The organism is Pseudomonas sp. LY-1, from assembly GCF_053502595.1.
In genome coordinates, this window is the sequence record NZ_CP094353.1 from 4409627 (window position 1) to 4433688 (window position 24062).

18 protein-coding genes are annotated in these 24062 nt (G+C 62.3%); 9 read left to right on the forward strand and 9 right to left on the reverse strand.

The window, feature by feature from the left end:
• Nucleotides 1-53: 53 nt before the first annotated feature.
• On the forward strand, nt 54-557 hold the full coding sequence (locus MOQ67_RS20085; RefSeq protein ID WP_017848096.1) for a peptidylprolyl isomerase: 504 nt from the start codon (nt 54-56) through the stop codon (nt 555-557).
• The gene (gene lpxH / locus MOQ67_RS20090; RefSeq protein WP_198718398.1) at nt 554-1303 is read left to right on the forward strand and encodes a UDP-2,3-diacylglucosamine diphosphatase; all 750 of its coding nucleotides are present in this window, start codon (nt 554-556) and stop codon (nt 1301-1303) included. Before MOQ67_RS20085 ends, lpxH begins: the two co-directional genes overlap by 4 nt.
• Nucleotides 1304-1528: 225 nt before the next feature.
• Here lpxH and MOQ67_RS20095 read toward each other — a convergent pair whose 3' ends face one another.
• From MOQ67_RS20095 to MOQ67_RS20125, 7 genes are all read right to left on the reverse strand, one after another.
• Nucleotides 1529-3058: a DHA2 family efflux MFS transporter permease subunit gene (locus MOQ67_RS20095; protein ID WP_046484990.1), complete on the reverse strand. Its 1530-nt coding sequence runs from the start codon at nt 3056-3058 to the stop codon at nt 1529-1531.
• Nucleotides 3058-4254 (reverse strand): HlyD family secretion protein, encoded by a 1197-nt coding sequence (locus tag MOQ67_RS20100; RefSeq protein WP_017848099.1) that lies wholly within the window; start codon nt 4252-4254, stop codon nt 3058-3060. Before MOQ67_RS20100 ends, MOQ67_RS20095 begins: the two co-directional genes overlap by 1 nt.
• Before the next feature lie 15 nt (nt 4255-4269).
• Complete coding sequence (locus tag MOQ67_RS20105; protein ID WP_046484984.1) at nt 4270-5721, reverse strand: efflux transporter outer membrane subunit; 1452 nt, start codon at nt 5719-5721, stop codon at nt 4270-4272.
• Nucleotides 5718-6191, reverse strand: coding sequence for a MarR family winged helix-turn-helix transcriptional regulator (locus MOQ67_RS20110; RefSeq protein WP_017848101.1), 474 nt, complete (start codon nt 6189-6191; stop codon nt 5718-5720). Before MOQ67_RS20110 ends, MOQ67_RS20105 begins: the two co-directional genes overlap by 4 nt.
• A gap of 142 nt (nt 6192-6333) precedes the next feature.
• The gene (locus MOQ67_RS20115; RefSeq protein WP_198718397.1) at nt 6334-10005 is read right to left on the reverse strand and encodes a translocation/assembly module TamB domain-containing protein; all 3672 of its coding nucleotides are present in this window, start codon (nt 10003-10005) and stop codon (nt 6334-6336) included.
• Nucleotides 10005-11732 (reverse strand): autotransporter assembly complex protein TamA, encoded by a 1728-nt coding sequence (locus tag MOQ67_RS20120; protein WP_017848103.1) that lies wholly within the window; start codon nt 11730-11732, stop codon nt 10005-10007. The genes MOQ67_RS20115 and MOQ67_RS20120 overlap by 1 nt, the downstream gene beginning before the upstream one ends.
• Nucleotides 11733-11795: 63 nt before the next feature.
• The gene (locus MOQ67_RS20125; protein WP_017848104.1) at nt 11796-12446 is read right to left on the reverse strand and encodes a GNAT family N-acetyltransferase; all 651 of its coding nucleotides are present in this window, start codon (nt 12444-12446) and stop codon (nt 11796-11798) included.
• A gap of 168 nt (nt 12447-12614) precedes the next feature.
• Here MOQ67_RS20125 and xthA point away from each other — a divergent pair, with 168 nt between their 5' ends.
• Together xthA and MOQ67_RS20135 are read left to right on the forward strand one after the other, a co-directional pair.
• Entirely contained in the window at nt 12615-13427 is an 813-nt protein-coding gene (gene xthA / locus MOQ67_RS20130; protein ID WP_198718396.1) for an exodeoxyribonuclease III, read from the forward strand.
• A gap of 134 nt (nt 13428-13561) precedes the next feature.
• Entirely contained in the window at nt 13562-14893 is a 1332-nt protein-coding gene (locus MOQ67_RS20135; RefSeq protein WP_046484977.1) for a substrate-binding domain-containing protein, read from the forward strand.
• 129 nt (nt 14894-15022) lie between these two features.
• Here MOQ67_RS20135 and MOQ67_RS20140 read toward each other — a convergent pair whose 3' ends face one another.
• Nucleotides 15023-16252: an acyl-CoA dehydrogenase gene (locus MOQ67_RS20140; RefSeq protein ID WP_017848107.1), complete on the reverse strand. Its 1230-nt coding sequence runs from the start codon at nt 16250-16252 to the stop codon at nt 15023-15025.
• A 151-nt stretch (nt 16253-16403) separates the two neighbouring features.
• On the opposite strand from MOQ67_RS20140, the gene MOQ67_RS20145 reads away from it, so the two are divergent.
• From MOQ67_RS20145 to MOQ67_RS20155, 3 genes are all read left to right on the forward strand, one after another.
• A complete protein-coding gene (locus MOQ67_RS20145; RefSeq protein WP_017848108.1) occupies nt 16404-17339 on the forward strand; it encodes a LysR family transcriptional regulator in 936 nt (311 codons plus the stop codon).
• 185 nt (nt 17340-17524) lie between these two features.
• Entirely contained in the window at nt 17525-17920 is a 396-nt protein-coding gene (locus MOQ67_RS20150) for a MerR family transcriptional regulator (RefSeq protein WP_017848109.1), read from the forward strand.
• A gap of 16 nt (nt 17921-17936) precedes the next feature.
• A complete protein-coding gene (locus tag MOQ67_RS20155; protein WP_046382872.1) occupies nt 17937-18836 on the forward strand; it encodes a hydroxymethylglutaryl-CoA lyase in 900 nt (299 codons plus the stop codon).
• Nucleotides 18837-19437: 601 nt separating this feature from the next.
• Here MOQ67_RS20155 and MOQ67_RS20160 read toward each other — a convergent pair.
• Nucleotides 19438-21120 (reverse strand): AMP-binding protein, encoded by a 1683-nt coding sequence (locus MOQ67_RS20160; RefSeq protein ID WP_198718209.1) that lies wholly within the window; start codon nt 21118-21120, stop codon nt 19438-19440.
• 151 nt (nt 21121-21271) lie between these two features.
• On the opposite strand from MOQ67_RS20160, the gene MOQ67_RS20165 reads away from it, so the two are divergent.
• Complete coding sequence (locus MOQ67_RS20165; RefSeq protein ID WP_177031672.1) at nt 21272-22435, forward strand: isovaleryl-CoA dehydrogenase; 1164 nt, start codon at nt 21272-21274, stop codon at nt 22433-22435.
• Between the two features lie 11 nt (nt 22436-22446).
• Complete coding sequence (locus MOQ67_RS20170; protein ID WP_057004449.1) at nt 22447-24054, forward strand: carboxyl transferase domain-containing protein; 1608 nt, start codon at nt 22447-22449, stop codon at nt 24052-24054.
• Nucleotides 24055-24062 lie beyond the last annotated feature (8 nt).

Consider the following 24062-nt stretch of genomic DNA (forward strand, 5'->3'; position numbering starts at 1 on the left):
AGGTCAGGCGCACAGCGCCCGAACCCACGAATTCCCTGAAAAGAGTAGTACACATGACTCAAGTCAAACTGACCACCAACCACGGTGACATCGTCATCGAGCTGAACGCCGAGAAAGCGCCGATCACCGTCGCCAACTTCATTGAATACGTGAAAGCCGGCCACTACGAAAACACCGTTTTCCACCGTGTCATCGGCAACTTCATGGTCCAGGGCGGCGGTTTCGAGCCTGGCATGAAAGAAAAGAAAGACAAGCGCCCAAGCATCCAGAACGAAGCGGACAACGGCCTTTCCAACGACAAATACACCGTCGCCATGGCCCGTACCATGGAGCCGCATTCGGCCTCCGCGCAGTTCTTCATCAACGTCGCCGACAACGCCTTCCTCAACCACAGCGGCAAGAACGTGCAGGGCTGGGGCTACGCGGTGTTCGGTAAAGTCACCGAAGGCACTGACGTCGTCGACAAGATCAAAGGCGTTGCCACCACCAGCAAAGCCGGCCACCAAGACGTGCCAGCAGACGACGTGATCATCGAGAAAGCCGAGATCATTGAGTGATATTGCTGATTTCAGACTTGCATCTGGAAGAGGAACGCCCGGACATTACCCGGGCGTTTCTGGATTTACTCCACGGCCGCGCCCGTGGCGCCCAGGCGTTGTACATCCTCGGGGACTTCTTTGAAGCCTGGGTTGGCGACGATGGGATCACCCCTTTCCAGCGCTCGATTTGCGCGGCCCTGCGCGAACTGAGCGACAGCGGCACCGCGATTTTCATCATGCACGGCAACCGCGACTTCCTGCTCGGCAAGACGTTCTGCAAAGCCGCAGGCGCCAAGCTGCTCAAGGACCCGAGCGTCGTGCAACTCGCCGGCGAGCCCGTGCTGTTGATGCACGGCGACAGCCTCTGCACCCGCGACGTCGGCTATATGAAGCTGCGGCGCATCCTGCGCAACCCGATTGTGCTGTTTATCCTGCGTCACCTGCCCTTGCGCACTCGCCACAAACTGGCGCGCAAGCTGCGCAACGAAAGCCGGGCGCAGACGCGGATGAAGGCCAACGACATTGTCGACGTCACCCCCGAGGAAGTGCCGCGGGTGATGCAGCAGTTCGGCGTGCGTACCCTGGTCCACGGCCATACGCACCGCCCCGCCATTCATAAGTTGCAGATCGGCGATCAGGCGGCCAAGCGTATTGTGCTGGGGGATTGGGACAAGCAAGGCTGGGCATTGCAGGTGGATGAGCAAGGGTTTCAGTTGGCGGCGTTTGACTTCGTCAATCCGCAACTGGCACTGCCCGGCGCCTGATCAAATGTGGGAGGGGGCTTGCCCCCGATGGCAGTGGGTCAGCTTCAAATAGGTTGACTGATACACCGCTATCGGGGGCAAGCCCCCTCCCACAGTTGATTGCATTCCAGCCCTGGTTGATTGCATTCCAACCTTGGCTGATTGCATTTCAACCCTGGTTGATTGCATTCCAACCTTGGTTGATTGCATTCCAGCCCTGGTTGATTGCATTTCAGCCTTGGCCGATCAGTGCCCTGATGCAGCCGGGCCCGCCTTCGCGGTAAACGGCGGTTTGGCGAACCACACCAGCAGCATCAAGCCCATGAACATCCACCCCAGCAACGTGAAGTAATCCACGGTGGACATCATGTATGCCTGGCTGGTGAGGATCTGGTCGAGTTGGGCGTAGGCCTTTTGCCCCGCGCCGCCCAACGCACTCAACGCATCGCGGGTCGCCGCGTCGTAGGTGGTCATGTTCTCGCTCATGTACGCATGGTGCTGGTCCGCGCGGCGAATCCAGATCCAGGTGGTCAGCGAGGCCGCGAAGCTGCCGCCCAGGGTCCGCAGGAACGTCGCCAGGCCGGCGCCGTCGGCGATCTGGTGCGGCGGCAGGTCGGACATCAGGATGCTCAAGGTCGGCATGAAGAACAGCGCCACGCCGATGCCCATGAACAGTTGCACCAGGGCGATGTGCTGGAAGTCCACCTCATTGGTGAAGCTGGCGCGCATGAAGCAGCTCAAGCCAATCGCCAGGAACGCCAGGCCCGCCAGGACGCGCAGGTCGAATCGGTGCGCGTACTTGCCGACAAACGGCGACATCAGCACCGGCAGAATACCGATCGGCGCCACGGCCAGCCCGGCCCAGGTCGCGGTGTAGCCCATCTGGGTTTGCAGCCACTGCGGCAGGATCAGGTTGATGCCGAAGAAGCCTGCGTAGCCGAGGACCAGCACGATGGTGCCGATGCGGAAGTTGCGGTAGGCAAACAGCCGCAGGTTGACCACCGGGTGTTTGTCGGTCATCTCCCAGATGATGAACACCGCCAGGGCAATCACCGAAATCGCCGCCCCCACGATGATGAAGTTGGATTCGAACCAGTCCAGGTCGTTGCCCTTGTCGAGGATGATCTGCAACGCGCCGACCCCGACGATCAAGCTCAACAACCCCACATAGTCCATCGGCTGGTAGCTGGTGACCACCGGGCGTTTCTTCAACTGCGAACGCACCACCATCACCGCAAAGATGCCGATGGGCACGTTGATGAAGAAGATCCACGGCCAGCTGTAGCTGTCGGTGATCCAGCCGCCGAGGATGGGACCGGCAATCGGCGCCACCACCGTGACCATCGCCAGCAGTGCCAGGGCCATGCCGCGCCTCGCCGGCGGGTAGACCGCGATCAGCAACGTTTGGGTCATCGGGTACAACGGCCCCGCCACCAGGCCTTGCAACACCCGAAAGCCGATCAGCTCGGGCATCGACGTGGAAATACCGCAGAGAAACGAGGCCAGCACAAACAGCACGGTGGCCCAGAGAAACAGCTTCACCTCGCCGAAGCGCCGGCTCAACCAGCCGGTCAGCGGCAGGGCAATGGCGTTGCTCACCGCAAACGAGGTGATCACCCAGGTGCCCTGCTCCGAACTCACGCCAAGGTTGCCGGAAATGGTCGGCAACGCCACGTTGGCGATCGTGGTATCGAGCACCTGCATGAAGGTCGCCAGCGACAGGCCAATCGTGGCCATCACCAAGCTGGGTGGCGAGAAGGACGCGTTCTGGCTCATCAGCGTTGCACAGCCTTGGGCGCGGCGAGGCTGTTGTCATGAATCAACTGGCTGATCATGGCGTCGGCTTCGGCCAACTGGCGGTCATACACATTGGTGGTGAACGAGGCCTTTTGCGGCGCCTGTTGCGCCAGTACCGGGCCGCTCTGGTCATGCAGGTCGACGCTGACCACCGTGCTCAAGCCCACCCGCAGGGGGTGTTTGGCCAGTTCTTCGGCATTGACGTGGATGCGTACCGGCACCCGTTGCACGATCTTGATCCAGTTGCCGGTGGCGTTCTGCGCAGGCAGCAAGGCAAACGCGCTGCCGGTGCCGGCGCCGAGGCTGTCGATGGTGCCGCTGAACTTCACATCGCTGCCGTAAATGTCCGCTTCGATGTCCACCGGTTGGCCGATACGCATATTGCGCAGTTGGGTTTCCTTGAAGTTGGCGTCGATCCACAGCTGGTTCAGCGGGATCACCGCCATCAACGCCGTCCCCGGCTGCACGCGCTGGCCCAGTTGCACGGTGCGCTTGGCCACATAGCCGGTGACGGGGGCGATCAGGGTGCTGCGCGCATTAGCCAGGTAGGCCTGGCGCAGTTGCGCGGCGGCGGCTTGCACATCCGGATGGGACGAGATCACCGTGTCGTCGACCAGGGCGTTGCTGCTTTTGAGCTGCTGCTCAAGGTTGGTCAGGGCATTCTTGGCCGCGGTCAGGCTGTCACGGGCGTGGGACAGTTCTTCCTGGGAAATCGCCCCGCCCTGGGCCAGGGTCTTACGCCGGTTGTAGTTGTCCTGGGCAGTTTGCACGTCGGCTTTCTGCGCATTGACCTGGGCTTTCATGCCGTCGACGTTGCTGTACAAGCCCCGCACCTGGCGCACGGTGCGGGCCAGGTTGGCCTGCGCACTTTGCAGGCCGACCGCCGCGTCGTTGGGGTCGAAGTTGATCAGCACCTGGCCTTCGTGGACCAGGTCGCCATCGTCGGCGCCGATGCTGACCACGGTGCCGGTGACCAGCGGGGTGATTTCCACCACGTTGCCGTTCACGTAGGCGTCGTCGGTGCTTTCATTGAAGCGGCCGTAGAGTTCATACCAACCCCACACGCCGACCACGCCGAGGATGACGATCAGCACCAGGCCGACCAGCATGACTTTGCGTTTGCGCGGGTTGTTATCGGGCGTTCCCGTTGCGTTGTTGCTTTCGGCAGTGGCCATGTCAGTTACCTCAAATTATTCCGTGCGTGTAGCTGGGGTGGTCGATGCCACATTTGCGGCGTCGTAGCCGCCACCCAGGGCTTGCATCAATTGGATCGACAGATCGATTTGTGCGGCGTTCAAGGTCGCCAACTGACGCTGGGCCTGCAGCAATTGCTGCTCGATGCTGAGCACGTCCAGGTAGTTGCCGATCCCGGAGCTGTAACGCTGCATCGCGGTGTCGTAGGACTGCTGGGCAATGTCCGCGGCGTGTTGCTGGGCCTGGATCTGCCGACCGGTTTCGCGCAGTTGTGAAAGGCTGTTGCCGATATCGCCGAGGGCTTGCACCAGGGTTTTGTTGTACTGGGCCACGGCCAGGTCATAGTCGGCATCGCGCGCATCGAGGTTGGCGCGCAGGCGGCCGCCATCAAAAATCGGCAGCGAAATCGTCGGCGCAATGTTGAAGAAGCGGCTGGCCGAACCGAACATCGCATCCCCCAGCAACGACTCGGCCCCGGCGCTCGCGCTCAGGTTGAGGTTGGGGTAGAAGCTGGCCTTGCCGGCGGCGATATTCTTGCTCGCCGCTTCCACCCGCCAACGTGCGGCGATCAGGTCCGGGCGCCGGCCCAGCAGTTCGGCGGGCAGCACCGAGGGCACGGCGACGGCGCTGGGCTTGAGCACCGCCGGGCGCGCCAGTTCGTTGCCGCGGTCCGGGCCTTTGCCGAGCAATACCGCCAGGGCGATTTTCGCGCTCTGCAGTTGTTTTTCCGCATCGATCAGTTGCGACTGGGAGCTGGCTTCCAGGCTTTCGGTCTGCTGGTACTGGTACCGGCTGTCGATGCCCGAGTTCAGGCGGCGCTGGCTCAGGCTGAGCATTTGCCGGGTGCGCTTGAGGTCGTCATTGGCCAGGTCCCGCACGATGTGCGCCTGGCCCAGGTCGCTGTAGGCCTTGGCCACATCGGCCGCCAGGGTCAGGCGCGCGGCCTGCTGGTCGACTTCGGCGGCGCGGGCCTGGCCCAACGCGGCTTCCCAGGCAGCACGCTGGCCGCCCCAGAGGTCGAAGTTGTAGTTGAAGCTGGCGCCGATGTTTCGCACCGTCGAGTAGGCATCGCCCTGCCCCAGCGGGTCCTTGTCCCTGGCCAGGCGCGAACGGCTCACACCGGCGCTGGCGTCCAGGGTCGGCAGGCGTGCGGCGTTGGCGGCATAAGCGGCGGCTTCGGCCTGGTGGGCGCGGGCGCTGGCCACTTGCATGTCGGGACTGTTTTGCAGGGCTTCCTGGATCAAACCGTCGAGCTGCGGATCGCCGAGGCTTTTCCACCAGTCGGCGCTGGGCCAGGCGGCGCTCGACAGGGTCACGCCGGTCAACGACTTACCGGTCTGCAGGGTGTTCGCGTCGAGGCGTTGGCCCTGGGTGTCGAGGCCGCTGAAATTGGCGCAACCGGCCATGCTCATGGCCGCCAGCACCAGGCAAAGGGCACGTGTATTCATGCTTTACCTACCCGCTGCAGGGTGATCGGATCACCGGCAGCTATCAGCATTTTCTTGAGGAGCTTTTCCAGGGTTTGCAATTCATCCGGCTCCAGTGCGCCGGCCAACTGGTTCAACGCCTCGGCGCCGATATATGGCAGCCTGTCCGCCAGGCGCTGGCCGTCGTCGGTCAACACCAGTTGCACTTGGCGACGGTCCAGCGCCGAACGCTTGCGATCAAGCAGGCCTTTTTGCTCCAGGCGATCGAGCATGCGGGTCATCGAACCGCTGTCCAGGGACAGGTGGCGGCACAGCTCCGCCGGGGTGTCGACACCGAACTGCGCCATGATGATCAACACCTTGAACTGCGCGGCGGTGATGCCGTGCGGTTCCATATGGGTGTCGATGATTTTGTCTTTAAGGATCGCCGCACGGCCCAGCAACAGCCCGAGGCGGCAGTTGTGGAAGTTGTCCGGGGTGAAGTGTTTCATCGGAAGTCACCTTATTACTGCCTAGGCAGCGAATGTGTGACGAGATATTACTGCTTAGGCAGCTAATGTCAAATGAAATGATTAGCTTGCTTGGTATGTGCGAGCACAGACACGCGCTCCCACTTTTTTACCGAGTCCGGCGCTAGAAATCGCGCTTGTAGAAAATATCCAACGAACTGGCCACCCCACTGGCCACTTCCAGGTACACCTTCTTGCTCAACAGGTAACGCAAGGCAATGGTGCTGGCCGGCTCGAACACCCCGACCCCATAACGCAGGCTGAGCTTCTCCGAGATCTTGCCGCTGGCGACCACGGCGGTGTTGGTGCCGCTGCCTTGGGTGTCGAGCTCGAAATCCTGGATGCCGAGGTCCTTGGCAATGTCCGAGGTCACGCCGGCACTGCCCATCAAGCCCAGACCCAGGGCGGCTTGGGCGAGCATATTGTTGTCTTCACCGGTGGTGCTCAGCGGGCGGCCGAGCACCAGGTAGGACAGTGCCTGCTCCTGGCTCATGGCCGGCTCGGAGAAGATCTGCGTAGTGGGCTGTTCGGCGCTGCCGCTCAGGCGGATACCGGCGACGACATCGCCGGTCTTGCGGATCGCTTCGATATCCAGATAAGGCTGGTCGAGCGGCCCGGCGAACAGCAAACGCGCACGGCGCACATCCAGCTTCTGGCCGTAGGCACGGTAGCGGCCGTCGTTGAGCCACAGCTCGCCGCGGGTGTCCAGGTTGTCGCCGATATGCACATGCCCCTGCACCTTGGCGGTGAGGCCGAAGCCCGAGAAGTTGAGCTGGTCTTCACCCACCGCCACGTCGATATCCATCGCCATTGCCATCGGCGGCTTACCCTCTTCGGTCTGGCTGCCGACGATCACCGTGTCATCGGAGACCTTGACCGTCGACGGCGGCAGTTCGCGCACGGTGATGTCACCCCGCGGGATCTGCACCTTGCCGGCGATCGCGAGCTTGTCGTTCTTCAGGCTGATCTTCAGGTCGGGCGCGACTTCCAGCACCGCGTAAGGTTCGACGGTGACCGGCAGATGCGAGCCTTGCAGGCTGAGGTCGACCGCCAGAGCGCGCCCCCAGTCGATGTGGCCCTTGAGGCTGCCCTGCCCGGCCTTGCCGCTGTGCCAGCGGCCATCGAGTTGCACGCTTTCGCCGGCAATCAGCGCCTGTACGTTCAAGCCTTCGAGGCTGATGGGCAGTTCCGCCCCGGAAATCTCGCCGCCCACCAGGTTCATGCTGCCGTTGACCAGCGGCGCCAGCAGGCCACCGGAGATGCGGCCATTGCCGTTGAGCTTGCCGTTGAGTTTTTCCACCATCGGCACAAACGGCCGCGCCACGGTGAGGTCCAGACCGGTGAGGCTGAAAGTACCGGTGATCGGCTTGTTTTTCGCCAGCGGGTTGATCTGTGCCTGCAACCGCAACTCACCGAGCTTGCCGCCCTGGAAGTTGAGCTGGGTGTCGATGCGCTTGGGGTTGAGGGTGGCGTCCAATTGCAGCGTGTCGTAGGGGAAATCCAGCCACTGGTGCTTGTCCTTGACCCGCAACGTACCGCCACTGGCATCCACTGCGATCACGCCTTTGGGGCCGCTGGCCGGCAGGTCGAGCTGTACGTCGGCGTTGAGCGTGCCCTGCCAGGCGAAGTCCTTGGGCAACCAGGCCGCCAGGCTATCGATAGGGAATTGCTTGAGGTGGTAACGCAGCTTCGGTTCAGGCATCAGGCGCTGATCTTCAGCGCACAGGCTGGCCGGGCCCGCGACCCAGCAGTGGGCGGCGAAGGTCAGCCTGCCATCGGCCAGGCGCTCGATTTTCGCCGGGGCCTGCAGCTTCCAGTCCTGGCCGCCGGCCTGCACGTCACCGCTGGCCAGGCGTCCGCGCCAGTTGCCTTGGTCGAGGTTGCCATCCAGGGCCAGGGCCAGCTTGACCAGTGGGCCGGCCAGATCCAACTGGACCTTCTGTTGCCTGACATCGCCCTGGGCGCTGGCTGTCAGGGTGCCGACTTGGCTGTCGCCGCTTTGGATGCCGCTGCCCTTGAGGTCGATCTTCGCGCGCTGGGCGTTATCGAGCGTGGCGTCGAGGCTCAGGCTTTGCAGGCGATTGTCGGCAAACGCCAGTTGCTGGCCCTTGAGGTCGAGTTTGCCTTGAGGCGCTTTGAGGCTACCGGCCACATCGAGTCGGCCATTGACCTGCCCGCGTAACTGCGGCCACAGCTGGGCCAGCCGCGTCAGTTTGATATCGATCTGCCCGGCCAGGCGTTGTTGCAGGCTGCCGCTGCCGTTGATGCGGTTGTCGCCCAGGCGGATATCCAGGTTGGCCAGGGTCCATTGCTCACCCGCGCCTTCGGCCTTGGCGGCCAATACGGCGGGCTGCCCGCGCAGACGGCCCTTGAGGCCGAGGTCGGCGCTCAGTTTGAGCTGCTGGTTCTTGAACTCGCCTTTGCTGCGCAGCGGTCCGGCCAGCGTGCCTGGCAACTCCGCGACCCAGTACGCCGGGTTCAGCGCCGACAGGTCGAGCGCCGTGTCCCAGGCGATGCCGTCGGCGAACTGCAGGTTGAGGTGGCCTTCGGCCTTGCCTTGGCCGGCGGTCAGTTTCAGCTCGGGCAGGAACACTTGTTTGAGGTCGCCGCTGAACGGCGTGACCACGTTGAATTTGCCCGCGGGGCCATCGAGGTCGGCCTTGAGGTTGCCGAGGTAGTTGCCGTCTTTATAGGAAATTTCACCATTGAAGGTGCGCAAGGTGACTTGCGGCTCGTCAATCAAGGGGTAGAGGCGATGCCAGGGAAAGTCCAGCCAATCGATTTTCGCATCGGCGCTGAAGCCCTGCTGCCAGTCCAGCTGTGCCGTGAGTTTCAGGCTTTGCTTGTCACCGGCGCTCAGATCCAGGCCGGCGATCTGCGCGCCCTTGGCATCGACCTTACCTTGCAGCAGTAAGTCCACCGGGCCCTTTTCCGCGGGCAGTACGGCTTTGCCGAGCAATTGGTAACCGCTGTCCAGGTCGCCTTTGGCGGTGAGGTCAAGTTGATTGAGTTGCAGGGTGTCAGGCAAATCGGCGCTGGGTTTGAAGGCGTCGGCGGTGATGTGCAACTGTGCCGGCAGGTTTTCCACCAGCGGCTGCAACTCGCCGCTGAGCTTGGCCGGCAGGTAGCCGCCGCTGTCGGCGTCGAGCTTGAGGGTCTTGAGCAGGTCGCCATCGGCCCTGAACGCCACCGTCCACGGCGCGCCGCCGGGGGCGTAAGGCAGGCTCAGGTTGCCGCTGGCGGTCAACGGCCAGTCGCCGCTGGGTTGGAGTAGCCCGGACAGGTCCAGCACCAGATCATCGCGTTGCAAATGCACGGAATCGATCTGCAGGCCCGCGACGGTCCAATGCGCCGCCAGTTGCATACCCTTGAGTTCCTCGCTGCCGTTAAACAGCAGGCTGCCGACGCGAACGTCGCTCAACTGGAGCGCAACCGGCAACTTCAGCGCCGGCAGCTGGATCGGCCCGCTGCTCGGCTCCGTGCTCGGCGCAAATTGCAGGCTGACTTGATCCACCGCCAACCGGTCAATGCACAGCGTCAGGCGCAGCAGGCAGGCCGGCGACCAGTCGAACCTCGGCGCGTTGAGTTCGACACGGTCACTGCCCTGCTGCCACAGCAGATGCTCGGCACTCCATTGACCGCCCAAACGGCCCTGGAAATTATCCACGCTCAAGCCCGGCACCTGGCCCAACGCCCAACGGCTGCCCGCCTGGGTTCCGAGTACGGTCCACAGCGCCAGCAACACCACGGCCAGGAGGGCAACGGCAGCCAGCCCGGCTATTTTCAAACCACGCATCACAGCTCAGGCCCCATGGAAAAGTGCAAACGGATACCGCCCGGGTCTTCCAGGGCATGGGCCAGGTCAAGGCGAATCGGCCCGACGGGCGACACCCAGCGCAGGCCGACGCCCACGCCGGTTTTCAGGCTTGGCATTTCCAGGGTGTTGAAGGAGTTGCCCTGGTCGATAAAGGTCGCGATCCGCCATTTTTCGGCGATGGAATATTGATACTCGGCGCTCAAGGCCACCATGTAGCGGCCACCGATGCGGTCGCCACGGTCGTTCTCCGGCGACAGGGTCTGGTACTCGTAACCACGCACGCTCTGGTCGCCACCGGCAAAGAAACGCAGCGACGGCGGCACCGACTTGTAGCCGTTGGTGGCGCTGCCGCCGATCTGCGCCCGCGCAAGGAAGCGGTGCTTGTCCCACACGGTGGTCAGGCCTTTGACCATGGCCGTGCCGTAAAGCAGGTTGGTGTCGGAGCCGAAGCCTTCCTTGGCCAGCTTGGTGTCGAATTGCAGGCGATAGCCGTGGTGGGGATCGATGCGGTTGTCGCTGCGCAAATAGGAATAGCTGAGCCCCGGCATCAACAGGTTGCTCAGGCCCGAGTCATCGCCCAGGCGATACTCTTCACGCTGCCACTTGAGGGAGACCACCCGGGTCCAGCCGCTGGGCAACTTGCTGTGCCATTCCGGGCCGAGGGTGAGCAATTTACTCAGGGTGTCGGTGTTGGCCAGTTCTTCATTCTGGTAGCCGCCGGCAAAACGCAGTTTGTCGGTAAGCGGTGGGTCGAGCGGGATGTCGTACCACAGGCCGACGTTCTGCCGTGGCGCCGACAATTCGGCTTCCCAGCCGTAACTGTGGCCCTGCGGATTGACCCAGTGGCGCGTCCAGTTGGCTTTGCCGCGCGGGCCGACGTCGGTGGAAAAGCCGAGGCCCAGGCCCATGGTGCGTGGCTTGCGGGTTTCCAGTTGCACCGCGACCGGGATCACATCGTTGGCCGACGCAGCCGGCGCGGCGTCCACCCGCACGCCCTCGAAAAAGCCGCTGGCTTGCAGGTTCTGGTTCAACTCGGCAATCAGTTCGGAATCGTAGGGCGCGCCGTTTTTGAACGGCACCATGCGTTGCAACAGTTCTTCATCGAACGGCGTATCGCCAGCAAAATTGACCTTGCCCAAGGTGTAGCGCGGGCCGCTGTCATACACCAGTTCGATATCGGCGACGCCCGCCTTGGGGTCGACCGACAGGGTCTGGCGGGTAAAGCGCCCATTGAAAAAGCCGTAGCGCGAGGCCTGGTTCTGGATCAGACGCTTGGCGTCTTCGTAATGGCCGTGGTTGAGCACGGCACCGGATTCAAGGTCGCGGCTGGCAGGCACACGAAAGGCTTTGAGGGCGGCGGCCGGGCCGTCGACCCGAATGGTCACGTCGCGCAAATGCACCGGTTCGCCGGGCTCGATGGTCAGGGTCAGGCGCGGGTTCTTGCCGCCCTGCACATCACTGCTGATCTGCGGCTGATAGAAGCCCAAGGCCTGGGCCGCTTTGCGCGCCTGTTCTTCGGCGCCACGGCTGAAGCGCAGCAACGCTTCTTCATCGCGATCGCCTACCCCGCCGATGTAGCCTTCGATGTTGGCTTTCAACGCGTCGTTTGAGGGTTTGACTCGCACGTCCAGTTCGCTTTGCGCCAAAGCGCCGCAGCTTGTGAACAGCAGAATCAAGCCGCTGGTGAATCTTCCTGGAAACTTCATAGGCGCGGATGCTACACGAGCTGAGGAGACTCTTTGAACTCGGATTTATCTGAAAATCCTGACTCAAGTCGTTACAGCCTGTAACGGCTGTGGATTGGCATGAAAAAACACATGCTCCAGGATCGGTCCTACAGCAACTTCGCCGATTTCCTCATAACCCTGACGCTTGTAGAACTCCAGGTAACGCGAGTTGCCGGTATCGAGCACCACACCGGACGAATGCGGGTCCTCGGCGCACCAGTTGTGTACCGCGCCGAGCAGTTGCTCACCGAAGTGCTTGCCCTGGAATTGCGGGTGAATACCCAGCAACGGCAACACATGCACCGAATCGCTGGGCAGGCACGCCAGCACCGCCTGGTGATAATCCAGGTAACGCCGCGTCCCCCGCACACCAGTGCTCAACCACATGCGCAATTGCCACGCCCAGCTCTCGGTGATGCCCAGGCGCCGCTGGGGTGGCGCGATCAACGCAACGCCGATCAGTCGATCGTCAACAAACAGGCCGATGGCGGGAAGCTTCTGGAAGAAATGCTGTTTGACCAACTCGCGCACGGTGGCACGGACCCGCTGCTCATACCCCGGCCGCTCAGCTTCGAAGATGTAGGCGAACGTCGGCTCATGACGATAAGCCTGGTACAGCAGAGAGCGCGCTTCGCTGGAATAGTCGCTATTGAGCAGGCGGATTTCGGCAATCGCAGTTGAAGTGTCAGACATACAGTGAATCTCCCTGGGCGCCATTCAAAAGACGGCGTTCTTATGGGTACGAACTTACGCAGCGCGAGTCGTTCCCAGACATTAGCAGCGCATCCGTCCTACCGCCACGCTGGCCCCCGTCCGACTTGTCGGCTAGCATCGCCCTTTTGCCAGACTGGACAGCCGACCATGAAAATCGTCTCTTTCAATATCAACGGGCTACGGGCTCGCCCGCATCAGTTGGCGGCGCTGATTGAAAAGCATCAACCCGATGTGATCGGCCTGCAGGAAACCAAGGTCCACGACGACCAGTTCCCGCTGGCAGAAGTGCAGGCCCTGGGGTATCACGTGTACTACCACGGCCAGAAAGGCCATTACGGCGTGGCTCTGCTCTCGCGCAAAGAAGCGTTGAGCGTACACAAAGGCTTTGCCAGCGATGAAGAAGACGCCCAGCGCCGCTTTATCTGGGGCACCTTCGCCGATGCGCAAGGCAACCCGATCACCATCATGAACGGCTATTTCCCCCAAGGCGAAAGCCGCGACCACCCCACCAAGTTCCCGGCCAAGCAGCGCTTCTACGCAGACCTGCAACAGTTGCTGGAAAGCCAGTTCAGCAACGACCAGGCGCTGGTGGTGATGGGCGATGTGAATATTTCCCCGGAAGACTGTGACATCGGCATTGGCCCCGACAATGCCAAGCGCTGGCTGAAAACCGGCAAGTGCAGCTTCCTGCCGGAAGAGCGCGAGTGGATGGCCCGCCTGAAGAACTGGGGCCTGGTGGACAGCTTCCGCCACCTCAACCCCAACGTGACCGACCGCTTCAGCTGGTTCGACTACCGCAGTCGTGGGTTTGAAGATGAACCCAAGCGTGGCCTGCGTATCGATGTGATCCTGGCGTCCAACGGCTTGCTGCCCAGGGTCAAGGATGCTGGGGTGGACTACGAACTGCGCGGCCTGGAAAAACCCTCGGACCATGCACCGATCTGGCTGGAATTGAGCTGACTTCACGGACGGCGCGCTTAAACAATGTGGGAGCAAGCCCGCTCTCACATTTTTACGGTTGAGTGACAGTCATATTACTGAAACCCAACTGACTTAATCTCGCGGCACTCCCTTTGCCTTGAGACGGTGCCGGCATGATCCTGCGCGTTCTGTTACTGCTGACCCTTTTTCCCCTGAGTGCCGTTAGCGCGCCGCTGCCCATCCCCGATCAGGGCCCCGCCTTGCGCATCCAGGGCTCCAACACGATCGGCGCGGCGCTTGGCCCGGCGCTGGTCAAAGGGTTGATGGAGCAGCAGGGCCTGCAAGGGGTCCACGCTGAACCCGCCGAAGGCGCCAATGAACAGCGCGTGATCGGCAAGACCCGCCAGGGCAAGACGCTAACCATCGAGGTCGACGCCCATGGCTCCAGCACCGGTTTTGCCGCCCTGCACAAAGCCAGCGCCGACCTCGCCGCCGCCTCCCGCCCGATCAAAGACAGCGAACTGGTGGACCTCGAACCCCTGGGCGACCTGAAAAGCCCCGAGGCCGAACAGGTGATCGCCATCGACGGCCTGGCCATCATCCTCAACCCGCGCAACCCGCTGAATACGCTGAACACCGAGCAACTGGCGCAAATTTTCAACGGTGAAATCAGCACCTGGGAAGCACTCGGCGGCATCGGCGGGGCGATTCATTTATATGCGCGGGATGATCGGTCGGGCACCTATGACACCTTCAAGGACCTGGTCCTGAGCCGTCGCGGCAAGCCCCTCGCCGCGTCGGCCAAGCGGTTCGAGGCCAGCGAGCAACTGTCGGACGCGGTGAGCCAGGACCCACAAGGCATCGGTTTCATCGGCCTGCCCTATGTGCGCCAGGCCAAAGCGGTGGCGATCGTCGACGGTGACTCGCAACCGATGCTGCCGCTGAACAGCCTGATTGCCACCGAGGACTACCCGCTGTCGCGCCGCCTGTTCTTTTACCTGCCGCCGACCTCGCACAATCCGTGGGCCAAGGCGCTGGTGGACTTCACCCAGAGCAGCAAGGGCCAGGCGATCGTGGCGGCCAACGGGTTTATCGCGCAGCGGGTCCAGGCGATAAGCGTGGAACCGCGCCCGTCCATGCCCGAGGACTATCAGGCAATTGCCCGCGAGGCCCAGCGCCTGACGGTGAATTTCCGCTTCGAAGAAGGCAGCGCGAGCCTGGACAACAAGGCGCGCCAGGATGTGCAGCGCGTGGTGGCGTATATAAAAGGCCACGGCAAGCTCGACAAGCAGGTGACGCTGGTAGGGTTTGGCGATATCAAGAATGACCCGCAACGCGCGGCGCTGTTGTCCAAACTGCGGGCGATGGCGGTGCGTCGGGAATTGGTCAAGAGCGGCGTAGTGCTCCGCGATATCCGCGGGTTTGGCGCACAGATGCCGGTGGCGGCGAATACCGCGGATGAGGGTCGGATCAAGAATCGGCGGGTGGAGGTTTGGGTGTACTGAGGTTTGTGTTTTGTGTTGTTCGCACGGGCCTCGTCGCGGGCAAGCCCCCTCCCACACTAGACCGCGTTCTCATGCACAACTCGGTCAACTGTGGGAGGGGGCTTGCCCGCGATGGCAGGCGACGCGGTGTTACTGCCCGCCGCGCATCAACTCTTTAGGCACATACTTGCCGATCTCGAACTTGCCGATCGCCGCACGGTGGACTTCGTCCGGGCCGTCGGCCAGGCGCAGGGTGCGTTGCATGGCGTACATGTAGGCCAACGGGAAGTCGTTGGAGACGCCAGCGCCGCCATGGATCTGGATCGCCCGGTCGATCACCTTCAACGCCACGTTCGGCGCCACCACCTTGATCTGGGCGATTTCGCTTTTCGCCACTTTGTTACCCACGGTGTCCATCATGTAGGCGGCTTTCAGGGTCAGCAGGCGTGCCATGTCGATTTCCATGCGCGAGTCGGCGATCTTGTCGATATTACCGCCCAGGCGCGCCAACGGTTTGCCGAACGCGGTGCGGCTGATGGCGCGTTTGCACATCAGTTCCAGCGCGCGCTCGGCCATGCCGATGGAGCGCATGCAGTGGTGAATGCGGCCCGGGCCAAGACGCCCCTGGGCAATTTCAAAGCCGCGGCCTTCACCCAGCAGGACGTTTTCATACGGCACGCGCACGTTGTCGAACAGCACTTCGGCGTGGCCGTGGGGCGCATCGTCGTAACCGAACACCGGCAGCGGGCGCACGATTTTCACGCCGGGGGCGTCCACCGGCACCAGGATCATCGAGTGCTGCTGGTGGCGCGGCGCATCGGGATTGCTCAGGCCCATGAAGATCAGGATCTTGCAGCGCGGGTCGCAGGCGCCGGAGGTCCACCATTTTTTGCCGTTGATCACCCACTCATCGCCCTGGCGCTCGGCGCGGGCGGCCATGTTGGTCGCGTCCGAGGAGGCCACGTCGGGCTCGGTCATGGCGAAAGCCGAACGGATCTCGCCGCGCAACAGCGGTTCGAGCCAGCGCTGTTTCTGTTCGGCGTTGGCGTAGCGCACCAGCACCTCCATGTTGCCGGTGTCCGGGGCGGAGCAATTGAACGGCTCCGGGCCCAGCAGCGAACGGCCCATGATTTCCGCCAGCGGCGCGTATTCAAGGTTGGTCAGGCCAGCGCCCAGTTCGGATTCGGGCAGGAACAGGTTCCACAGTCCTTCGGCTTTCGCCTTGGCTTTGAGCTCCTCCATGATCGCGGTGGGCTGCCAGCGGTCGCCTTCGCTGACCTGGCGTTCGAACACCGGTTCGGCCGGGTAAACGTAAGCGTCCATGAACGCAGTGACGCGTTCACGCAGTTCCTGAACCTTGGGCGAATAGGCGAAATCCATGAGCAGCTCCCTTCTTTGAGAGGTTGTTTAGGTCATGCAATCGATGCTAGAACAGCGTTGATAATTTACCTAGCCTATTCTCGGCGTGTATTAACATTCATCACCGATATATGATCGGGGCATGGCCACCTAACAATAAGAGCGCAACGAAATGAATCTGAGCAAGGTCGACCTCAACCTGTTTATCGTCTTTGACGCGATCTACACCGAAGCCAACCTGACCCGTGCCGGGCAGATTGTCGGCATCACCCAACCGGCGGTGTCCAACGCTCTGGCACGCCTGCGCGAGACCTTCAACGACCCGCTGTTCGTGCGGACCGCCCAAGGCATGGTGCCCACGCCGATGGCGCAGAACATCATCGGCCCGGTGCGCAACGCGCTGTCATTGCTGCGCGTGTCGGTGCAGGAAAGCCGGATTTTCAACCCGCAACAGGCGGCCAAGACCTACCGCATCAGCATGACCGACTTGACCGAAGCGGTGATCCTGCCACTGCTGTTCCAGCGCTTGCGTCGCCTGGCGCCAACGGTGGTGATCGAGAGTTTCCTGTCCAAACGCCGCGAGACCACCAAGGAGCTGGCCGCCGGGCGCCTGGATTTTGCCGTCGACGCACCGCTCAACACCGACCCGCAGGTGCGCCACGTCAAGCTGATGGAAGACCGCTACGTGTGCGCCATGCGCAAGGGCCATCCGATGGCGGGCAAGGACAAGTTCACCCTGGACGATTACCTGTCGCTGACCCATATCCATATCTCCAGCCGCCGCAACGGCCTGGGCCATGTCGACCTGGCCCTGGGCAAGATGGGCATCCAGCGCAAGATCGCCCTGCGCTCCCAGCACTACCTGATGGCCTCGCAAGTGTTGCAACAGACCGACATGGTGATGACCGTGCCCGAGCGCTTCGCCCGCCGCCATGAACTGCACTGGTTCAACCTGCCGGTCAACGACGTGCCGCCGGTGGAAACCCACCTGTACTGGCACGAGAGCACCGACCAGGACCCGGCCAACCGCTGGATGCGCGAGCAAATGATCGAGTTGTGCCAGCAGGTCACGGCGCACGAGAAGAAACTCGACAAGCTGCAAGCCTGAACCTGTCGCCGTGTAGGAGCGAGCTTGCTCGCGAAAAACCCGAGGGCGCCTTTGGGTATCAGGGCTACCGCGTTAGCGTTGACGTTTTTCGCGAGCAAGCTCGCTCCTACAGGGATTGACGATCGACCTTGACGTTTACGTCAACCTGACATTAGCTTAGCGCCAAGACTTTCTTGAGCGCCTTCATGAGCACGACCTACAGCATTTCCGACCTCGCCCGCGAGCTCGACATCACCACCCGCGCCATTCGCTTCTATGAGGAACAAGGCCTGCTGGCCCCGGAACGCCGGGGCCAGGAACGCATCTACTCGGCGCGGGACAAGGTCAGCCTCAAGCTGATCCTGCGCGGCAAGCGCATCGGTTTTTCCCTGGCCGAATGCCGTGAACTGATCGAACTCTACGACCCCACCAGCGGCAACCATGTCCAACTCAACAGCATGCTGGTGAAAATCGCCGAGCGTCGCGAACAGTTGGAGCAGCAGTTACTGGACATCGAACAAATGAAGCTGGAACTGGACACCGCCGAAGAGCGCTGCACCCAGGCCCTGGCCGAAACCATCCAAGGCCAGGCTGGCCATTGATCATAAGGTAGTTGCCATGTCCCTCCCCTCCCACGTGCGCCTGGTCGAAGTCGGCCCGCGCGACGGTTTGCAGAATGAAGCCCAACCCATCAGCGTGGCCGACAAGGTGCAGTTGGTGGATGCCCTCAGCGCTGCGGGCCTGAGCTACATCGAAGTCGGCAGTTTTGTTTCGCCCAAATGGGTGCCGCAGATGGCCGGTTCCGCCGAAGTCTTTGCGCAGATCCAGCGCAAGCCCGGCGTGACCTACGGCGCGCTGGCGCCAAACCTGCGCGGCTTTGAAGATGCGCTGGCCGCCGGGGTCAAGGAGGTCGCGGTATTTGCTGCGGCGTCCGAGGCGTTTTCGCAGCGCAACATCAACTGCTCGATCAGCGAAAGCCTGGAGCGATTCGTGCCGATCATGGCGGCCGCCAAACAGCAGGGTGTCAGTGTGCGCGGCTATGTGTCCTGCGTGCTGGGTTGCCCTTACGAAGGCGCGGTCGCCCCGGAACAAGTGGCGGCGGTGGCCCGCGAGCTGTTTGCCATGGGCTGCTATGAAGTGTCCCTGGGCGACACCATCGGTACCGGCACGGCGGGGGCTACGCGCCGGCTGTTCGAGGTGGTGGGCGCGCACGTGCCACGGGACAAGTTGGCGGGGCACTTCCATGACACCTATGGGCAGGCCGTCGCCAACGTCTACGCCAGCCTGCTGGAAGGGATCAACGTGTTCGACAGCTCTATCGCCGGCCTCGGCGGTTGCCCATACGCCAAGGGCGCCAGCGGTAACGTCGCCACCGAAGATGTGGTGTACCTGCTCAACGGCCTCGGGATCGAGACCGGCATCGACCTGGAGCGCTTGATTCTCGCGGGCCGGCAGATCAGCGACGTACTCGGCCGGCCCAGCGGCTCGCGCGTTGCCAGGGCGCGTAACGCCAGTTGAGTAACTTAGCCGTGACAATGTGTTACCGCAGGCCGGCCGGACGAGTAACACGGGAACATATTTTCCCGTGTTTACCGTAGGGCATTTCCCACAAAAAACTCAACTAATTGATTTTAAACGATTTTTAAAAGTTGGCACGGCTTCTGCTATCTCTATGGCATAACAAGAATAAAAAGCGCCAAACCTAATAAAAATAAGACGAAACGACTCTGACATAACAAAAACAACACGGCAGAGACGCAGCTAACAGATTTTTTTGGAGAAGATGTGCTTCGCAGGGTACGGCATGCCGAAACCCGCAACCGGATAGAGAAAAATAAAACTACCTCAGGTAGCTACCCACTGGTTGGATCGTGTACGAAGAAGCAGATCAGCGCTCAAAAAAATACGTTTGCTCTTGACCCTGGATGGGGTCGCCAAAAACAGCGGTAAAGGGTAACGGTTGCCAAAAACAACAATAGACCGCCCCTCAATAATAAAAAAAGAGCACGTAACAACAAATTAAAGGGGACCTTCGGGTCCCCTTTGTGCTGTCTGGGATTACGCAATTTAAACTGTGGGAGGGGCTTGCTCCCTCCCCCACAAGTTTTCAGCGAAACGACTAAGACTGCGTTCGCAGCTCTTCGATCGAGATCTCGCGCATGCGGAATTTCTGGATCTTGCCGGTGACCGTCATCGGGAATTCATCCACGAACTTGAAATGCTTGGGCGTCTTGAAGTGCGCGATACGCCCCTTGCACCACGCGTGCAACTCCAGCGCGCTGGCCACATGCCCGGGGTGAAACTTGACCCAGGCAACAATCTCTTCGCCATAACGCTCATCCGGAATACCAATGACCTGCACATCGGCCACCGCCGGGTGCGTGAAGAAAAACTCTTCCAGCTCGCGCGGGTACACGTTCTCGCCACCGCGAATGATCATGTCCTTGTTGCGCCCGACGATGCACACGTAGCCGTGCTCGTCCATGGTCGCCAGGTCACCGGTATGCATCCAGCCGGCGTCGTCGATTGCGGCGCGGGTGCCGTCGGGGTTGTTCCAGTAACCGAGCATCACGCTGTAGCCACGGGTACACAGCTCACCGATCTCGCCACGCGCGACGGTGTGACCGGCGAGGTCGACGATCTTGCTTTCCAATTGCGGCTGGGTGCGGCCGACCGTGGTGACGCGGCGCTCCAGATCGTCATCGGGGCCGGTCTGCAGGGACACCGGGCTGGTTTCGGTCATGCCATAGGCAATCTGCACTTCGCTCATGTGCATTTCGCCGATGACCCGACGCATCACTTCGATCGGACAGGTGGCACCGGCCATGATCCCGGTGCGCAGGCTGGACAGGTCGAACTCGCCGCGTTGCGGATGGTCGAGCATGGCGATAAACATGGTCGGCACGCCGTACAGGGTGGTGGCGCGTTCTTCGGCGACGGCGGCCAGGGTCAGCAGCGGGTCGAAGCCGTCGTTCGGGTAAATCATGGTGGTGCCGTGGGTGATACAGCCCAGGTTGCCCATCACCATGCCGAAACAGTGATACAGCGGCACGGGGATCACCAGGCGGTCCTGCGCGGTCAAGCCCAGGCTTTCGCCGACCATGTAGCCATTGTTGAGGATATTGAGATGACTGAGGGTGGCGCCCTTGGGGAAGCCGGTGGTGCCGGAGGTGTACTGGATATTGACGGCCTGGTCGAAGTGCAGGCTGGCTTGGCGCGCGGTCAATCGCTCAGGCGGGATGCCCGCACCAAGGGCCGCCAGTTGCGACCAGGGCAAAAAGCCCGTGGGCGGGCGCGGCGCAAGGCTGATCACGCCGCGCAGGTCCGCCAGTTTTTCGCAGTTCAAGCGGCCGACAGGTTGCTCCGCCAGCTCGGGCAGCAGTTCCTGCAACATCGCGTGGTAATCGGAGGTCTTGAACGAACCGGCACACACCAGCCATTGGCAGCCGGATTGCTTGAGCACGTATTCCAGCTCAGTGCTGCGATAGGCCGGATTGATATTGACCAGGATCACCCCGAGCTTGGCGCTGGCCAGCTGGCTGATGCACCACTCGGCGCAGTTCGGCGCCCAGATGCCCAGGCGATCGCCGCGCTGCAGGCCCAACGCCAGCAGCGCGCGGGCGTGCAGGTCAACGGTCTCAGCCAGTTGCCGCCAGGTGTAGCGGCGTTGCTGGTGACGCACCACCAAGGCTTCCCCATCGGGAGACTGCGCAACCGTGTGATCGAAGGCCTGACCGATCGTCATGGCCAACAAGGTCTTGTCCTGAGAGCCACGGCTGTAGCTCTGATTCGGTTGATCCATAACGACCCCTGTTGTCTTTTTTGTAGGTTGACGTAAACGTAAACTACGATTGACAGCGCCGCAACGCAAGCTTACGTTAACGTAAAGGTGAGCATCCCCTCCCCCGGTGCCGTCACCCCACAACAACAAAGCTCAATAAAGGTGCCTGTCCATGAGTTACCCCTCCCTGAACTTCGCCCTCGGCGAAACCATCGACATGCTGCGCGACCAAGTGCAGTCCTTCGTGGCCAAGGAGATTTCTCCGCGCGCGGCACAAATCGACATCGACAACCTGTTCCCCGCCGACCTGTGGCGCAAGTTCGGTGACATGGGCCTGCTGGGCATTACCGTGGCCGAAGAATACGGCGGTGCCGGCCTGGGCTACCTGGCCCATGTGGTGGCCATGGAAGAGATCAGCCGTGGTTCGGCATCGGTGGCGTTGTCCTACGGCGCCCACTCCAACCTCTGCGTGAACCAGATCAACCGCAACGGCAGCCATGAACAGAAACTCAAGTACCTGCCGAAGCTGATCAGCGGCGAACACGTCGGCGCCCTGGCCATGAGCGAGCCGAATGCCGGCTCCGACGTGGTCTCGATGAAACTGCGCGCCGACAAGCGCGGCGACCACTACGTGCTCAACGGCAGCAAGACCTGGATCACCAACGGCCCCGACGCCAGCACCTACGTGATCTACGCCAAGACCGACCTGGAGAAAGGCGCCCACGGCATCACGGCGTTCATCGTCGAGCGCGACTGGAAAGGCTTCAACCGCAGTAACAAGTTCGACAAGCTCGGCATGCGCGGCTCCAACACCTGCGAGCTGTTCTTCGATGACGTGGAAGTGCCGGAGGACAACATCCTCGGCGTGCTCAACGGCGGCGTCAAAGTGCTGATGAGCGGCCTGGACTACGAACGCGTCGTACTGTCCGGTGGCCCGACCGGGATCATGCAAGCCTGCATGGACCTGATCGTGCCGTACATCCACGACCGCAAGCAGTTCGGCCAGAGCATCGGCGAATTCCAGCTGATCCAGGGCAAGGTCGCCGACATGTACACCCAGCTCAACGCCAGCCGCGCCTACCTGTACGCGGTGGCCCAGGCCTGCGAGCGCGGCGAAACCACGCGCAAGGACGCGGCCGGGGTGATCCTCTACAGCGCCGAACGCGCCACGCAAATGGCCCTCGACGCGATCCAGATCCTGGGCGGCAATGGCTACATCAATGAATTCCCCGCCGGACGCCTGCTGCGCGACGCCAAGCTGTACGAAATCGGCGCCGGCACCAGTGAGATCCGGCGCATGTTGATCGGTCGCGAACTCTTCAACGAAACCCGCTGAAGGAGCGCGCCATGGCCACCTTGCACACCCTGCTCAACCCGCGCTCGGCGGAGTTCGCCGCCAACAGCGCGGCGATGCGCCAACAGGTCGACGCCCTGCACACCCTGCTCGCCCAGGTGCAGCAAGGCGGCGGCGCCAAGGCCCAGGAGCGCCACACCTCGCGCGGCAAACTGCTGCCACGCGAGCGGATCAACCGCTTGCTCGACCCGGGCTCGCCGTTCCTGGAACTCAGCCAACTGGCCGCCCATCAGGTGTATGGCGAAGACGTGCCCGCCGCCGGGGTGATTGTCGGGATCGGCCGCGTGGAAGGCGTCGAATGCATGATCGTCGCCAACGACGCCACGGTGAAAGGCGGCTCCTACTACCCGCTGACGGTCAAGAAACACCTGCGCGCGCAGACCATCGCCGAACAGAACCGCCTGCCATGCATCTACCTGGTGGATTCCGGCGGCGCCAACCTGCCGCGCCAGGATGAGGTCTTCCCCGACCGCGAGCACTTCGGGCGGATCTTCTTCAACCAGGCCAACATGAGCGCCCAGGGCATCCCGCAGATTGCGGTGGTGATGGGCTCGTGTACCGCCGGCGGCGCCTATGTGCCGGCGATGGCGGACGAAGCAATCATGGTGCGCCAGCAAGCCACCATCTTCCTCGCCGGCCCGCCGCTGGTGAAGGCCGCCACCGGTGAAGTGGTCAGCGCCGAAGACCTCGGCGGTGCCGACGTACACTGCAAGATCTCCGGCGTGGCCGACCACTATGCCGACAGCGATGAACACGCCCTGGCCCTGGCCCGGCGCAGCGTGGCCAACCTCAACTGGCGCAAACAAGGCCAGTTGCTGCAACGCACGCCGGTGGCGCCGCTGTACAGCGGCGAAGAGTTGTACGGCGTGATCCCGGCCGATGCCAAGCAGCCGTTCGATGTGCGCGAAGTGATTGCGCGACTGGTGGACGGCTCGGTGTTCGATGAGTTCAAGGCGCTGTTCGGCACCACCCTGGTCTGCGGCTTTGCACACTTGCACGGCTACCCGATAGCGATCCTGGCCAACAACGGGATTCTGTTCGCCGAAGCCGCGCAAAAAGGCGCGCACTTTATCGAGCTTGCGTGTCAGCGCGGGATTCCGTTGCTGTTCCTGCAAAACATCACCGGTTTTATGGTCGGCCAGAAGTACGAGGCCGGCGGTATCGCCAAGCACGGCGCCAAGCTGGTCACAGCGGTGGCCTGCGCCAAGGTGCCGAAATTCACCGTGATCATCGGCGGCAGTTTTGGCGCCGGTAACTACGGCATGTGCGGCCGCGCCTACGACCCGCGCTTTCTGTGGATGTGGCCCAACGCGCGCATCGGCGTGATGGGCGCCGAACAGGCGGCCGGCGTGCTGGTGCAGGTCAAGCGCGAGCAGGCCGAACGCGCCGGCAACGGCTTCAGCGCGCAAGAGGAAGCGGCGATCAAACAGCCGATCCTCGACCAGTACGAAACCCAGGGCCACCCGTATTACTCCAGCGCACGCCTGTGGGATGACGGCGTCATCGACCCGTTGCAGACCCGCGACGTGCTGGCCCTGGCCCTGTCCGCCGCACTGAACGCCCCCATCGAGCCGAGCCGCTTCGGCGTGTTCCGCATGTAAATGGAGCT

Bases quoted from the DNA above. Each gene is read 5' to 3' on its own strand.
- MOQ67_RS20095 (WP_046484990.1), bottom strand. From the start codon at position 3,058: ATGAGCCAGAACGCGTCCTTCTCGCCACCCAGCTTGGTGATGGCCACG.
- MOQ67_RS20140 (WP_017848107.1), bottom strand. From the start codon at position 16,252: ATGGATTTCGCCTATTCGCCCAAGGTTCAGGAACTGCGTGAACGCGTC.
- MOQ67_RS20145 (WP_017848108.1), top strand. From the start codon at position 16,404: ATGAATCTGAGCAAGGTCGACCTCAACCTGTTTATCGTCTTTGACGCG.
- MOQ67_RS20135 (WP_046484977.1), top strand. From the start codon at position 13,562: ATGATCCTGCGCGTTCTGTTACTGCTGACCCTTTTTCCCCTGAGTGCC.
- MOQ67_RS20085 (WP_017848096.1), top strand. From the start codon at position 54: ATGACTCAAGTCAAACTGACCACCAACCACGGTGACATCGTCATCGAG.
- xthA (WP_198718396.1), top strand. From the start codon at position 12,615: ATGAAAATCGTCTCTTTCAATATCAACGGGCTACGGGCTCGCCCGCAT.
- MOQ67_RS20115 (WP_198718397.1), bottom strand. From the start codon at position 10,005: ATGCGTGGTTTGAAAATAGCCGGGCTGGCTGCCGTTGCCCTCCTGGCC.
- MOQ67_RS20105 (WP_046484984.1), bottom strand. From the start codon at position 5,721: ATGAATACACGTGCCCTTTGCCTGGTGCTGGCGGCCATGAGCATGGCC.
- MOQ67_RS20155 (WP_046382872.1), top strand. From the start codon at position 17,937: ATGTCCCTCCCCTCCCACGTGCGCCTGGTCGAAGTCGGCCCGCGCGAC.
- MOQ67_RS20125 (WP_017848104.1), bottom strand. From the start codon at position 12,446: ATGTCTGACACTTCAACTGCGATTGCCGAAATCCGCCTGCTCAATAGC.
- MOQ67_RS20120 (WP_017848103.1), bottom strand. From the start codon at position 11,732: ATGAAGTTTCCAGGAAGATTCACCAGCGGCTTGATTCTGCTGTTCACA.
- MOQ67_RS20150 (WP_017848109.1), top strand. From the start codon at position 17,525: ATGAGCACGACCTACAGCATTTCCGACCTCGCCCGCGAGCTCGACATC.
- MOQ67_RS20170 (WP_057004449.1), top strand. From the start codon at position 22,447: ATGGCCACCTTGCACACCCTGCTCAACCCGCGCTCGGCGGAGTTCGCC.
- MOQ67_RS20160 (WP_198718209.1), bottom strand. From the start codon at position 21,120: ATGGATCAACCGAATCAGAGCTACAGCCGTGGCTCTCAGGACAAGACC.
- MOQ67_RS20110 (WP_017848101.1), bottom strand. From the start codon at position 6,191: ATGAAACACTTCACCCCGGACAACTTCCACAACTGCCGCCTCGGGCTG.
- MOQ67_RS20100 (WP_017848099.1), bottom strand. From the start codon at position 4,254: ATGGCCACTGCCGAAAGCAACAACGCAACGGGAACGCCCGATAACAAC.
- MOQ67_RS20165 (WP_177031672.1), top strand. From the start codon at position 21,272: ATGAGTTACCCCTCCCTGAACTTCGCCCTCGGCGAAACCATCGACATG.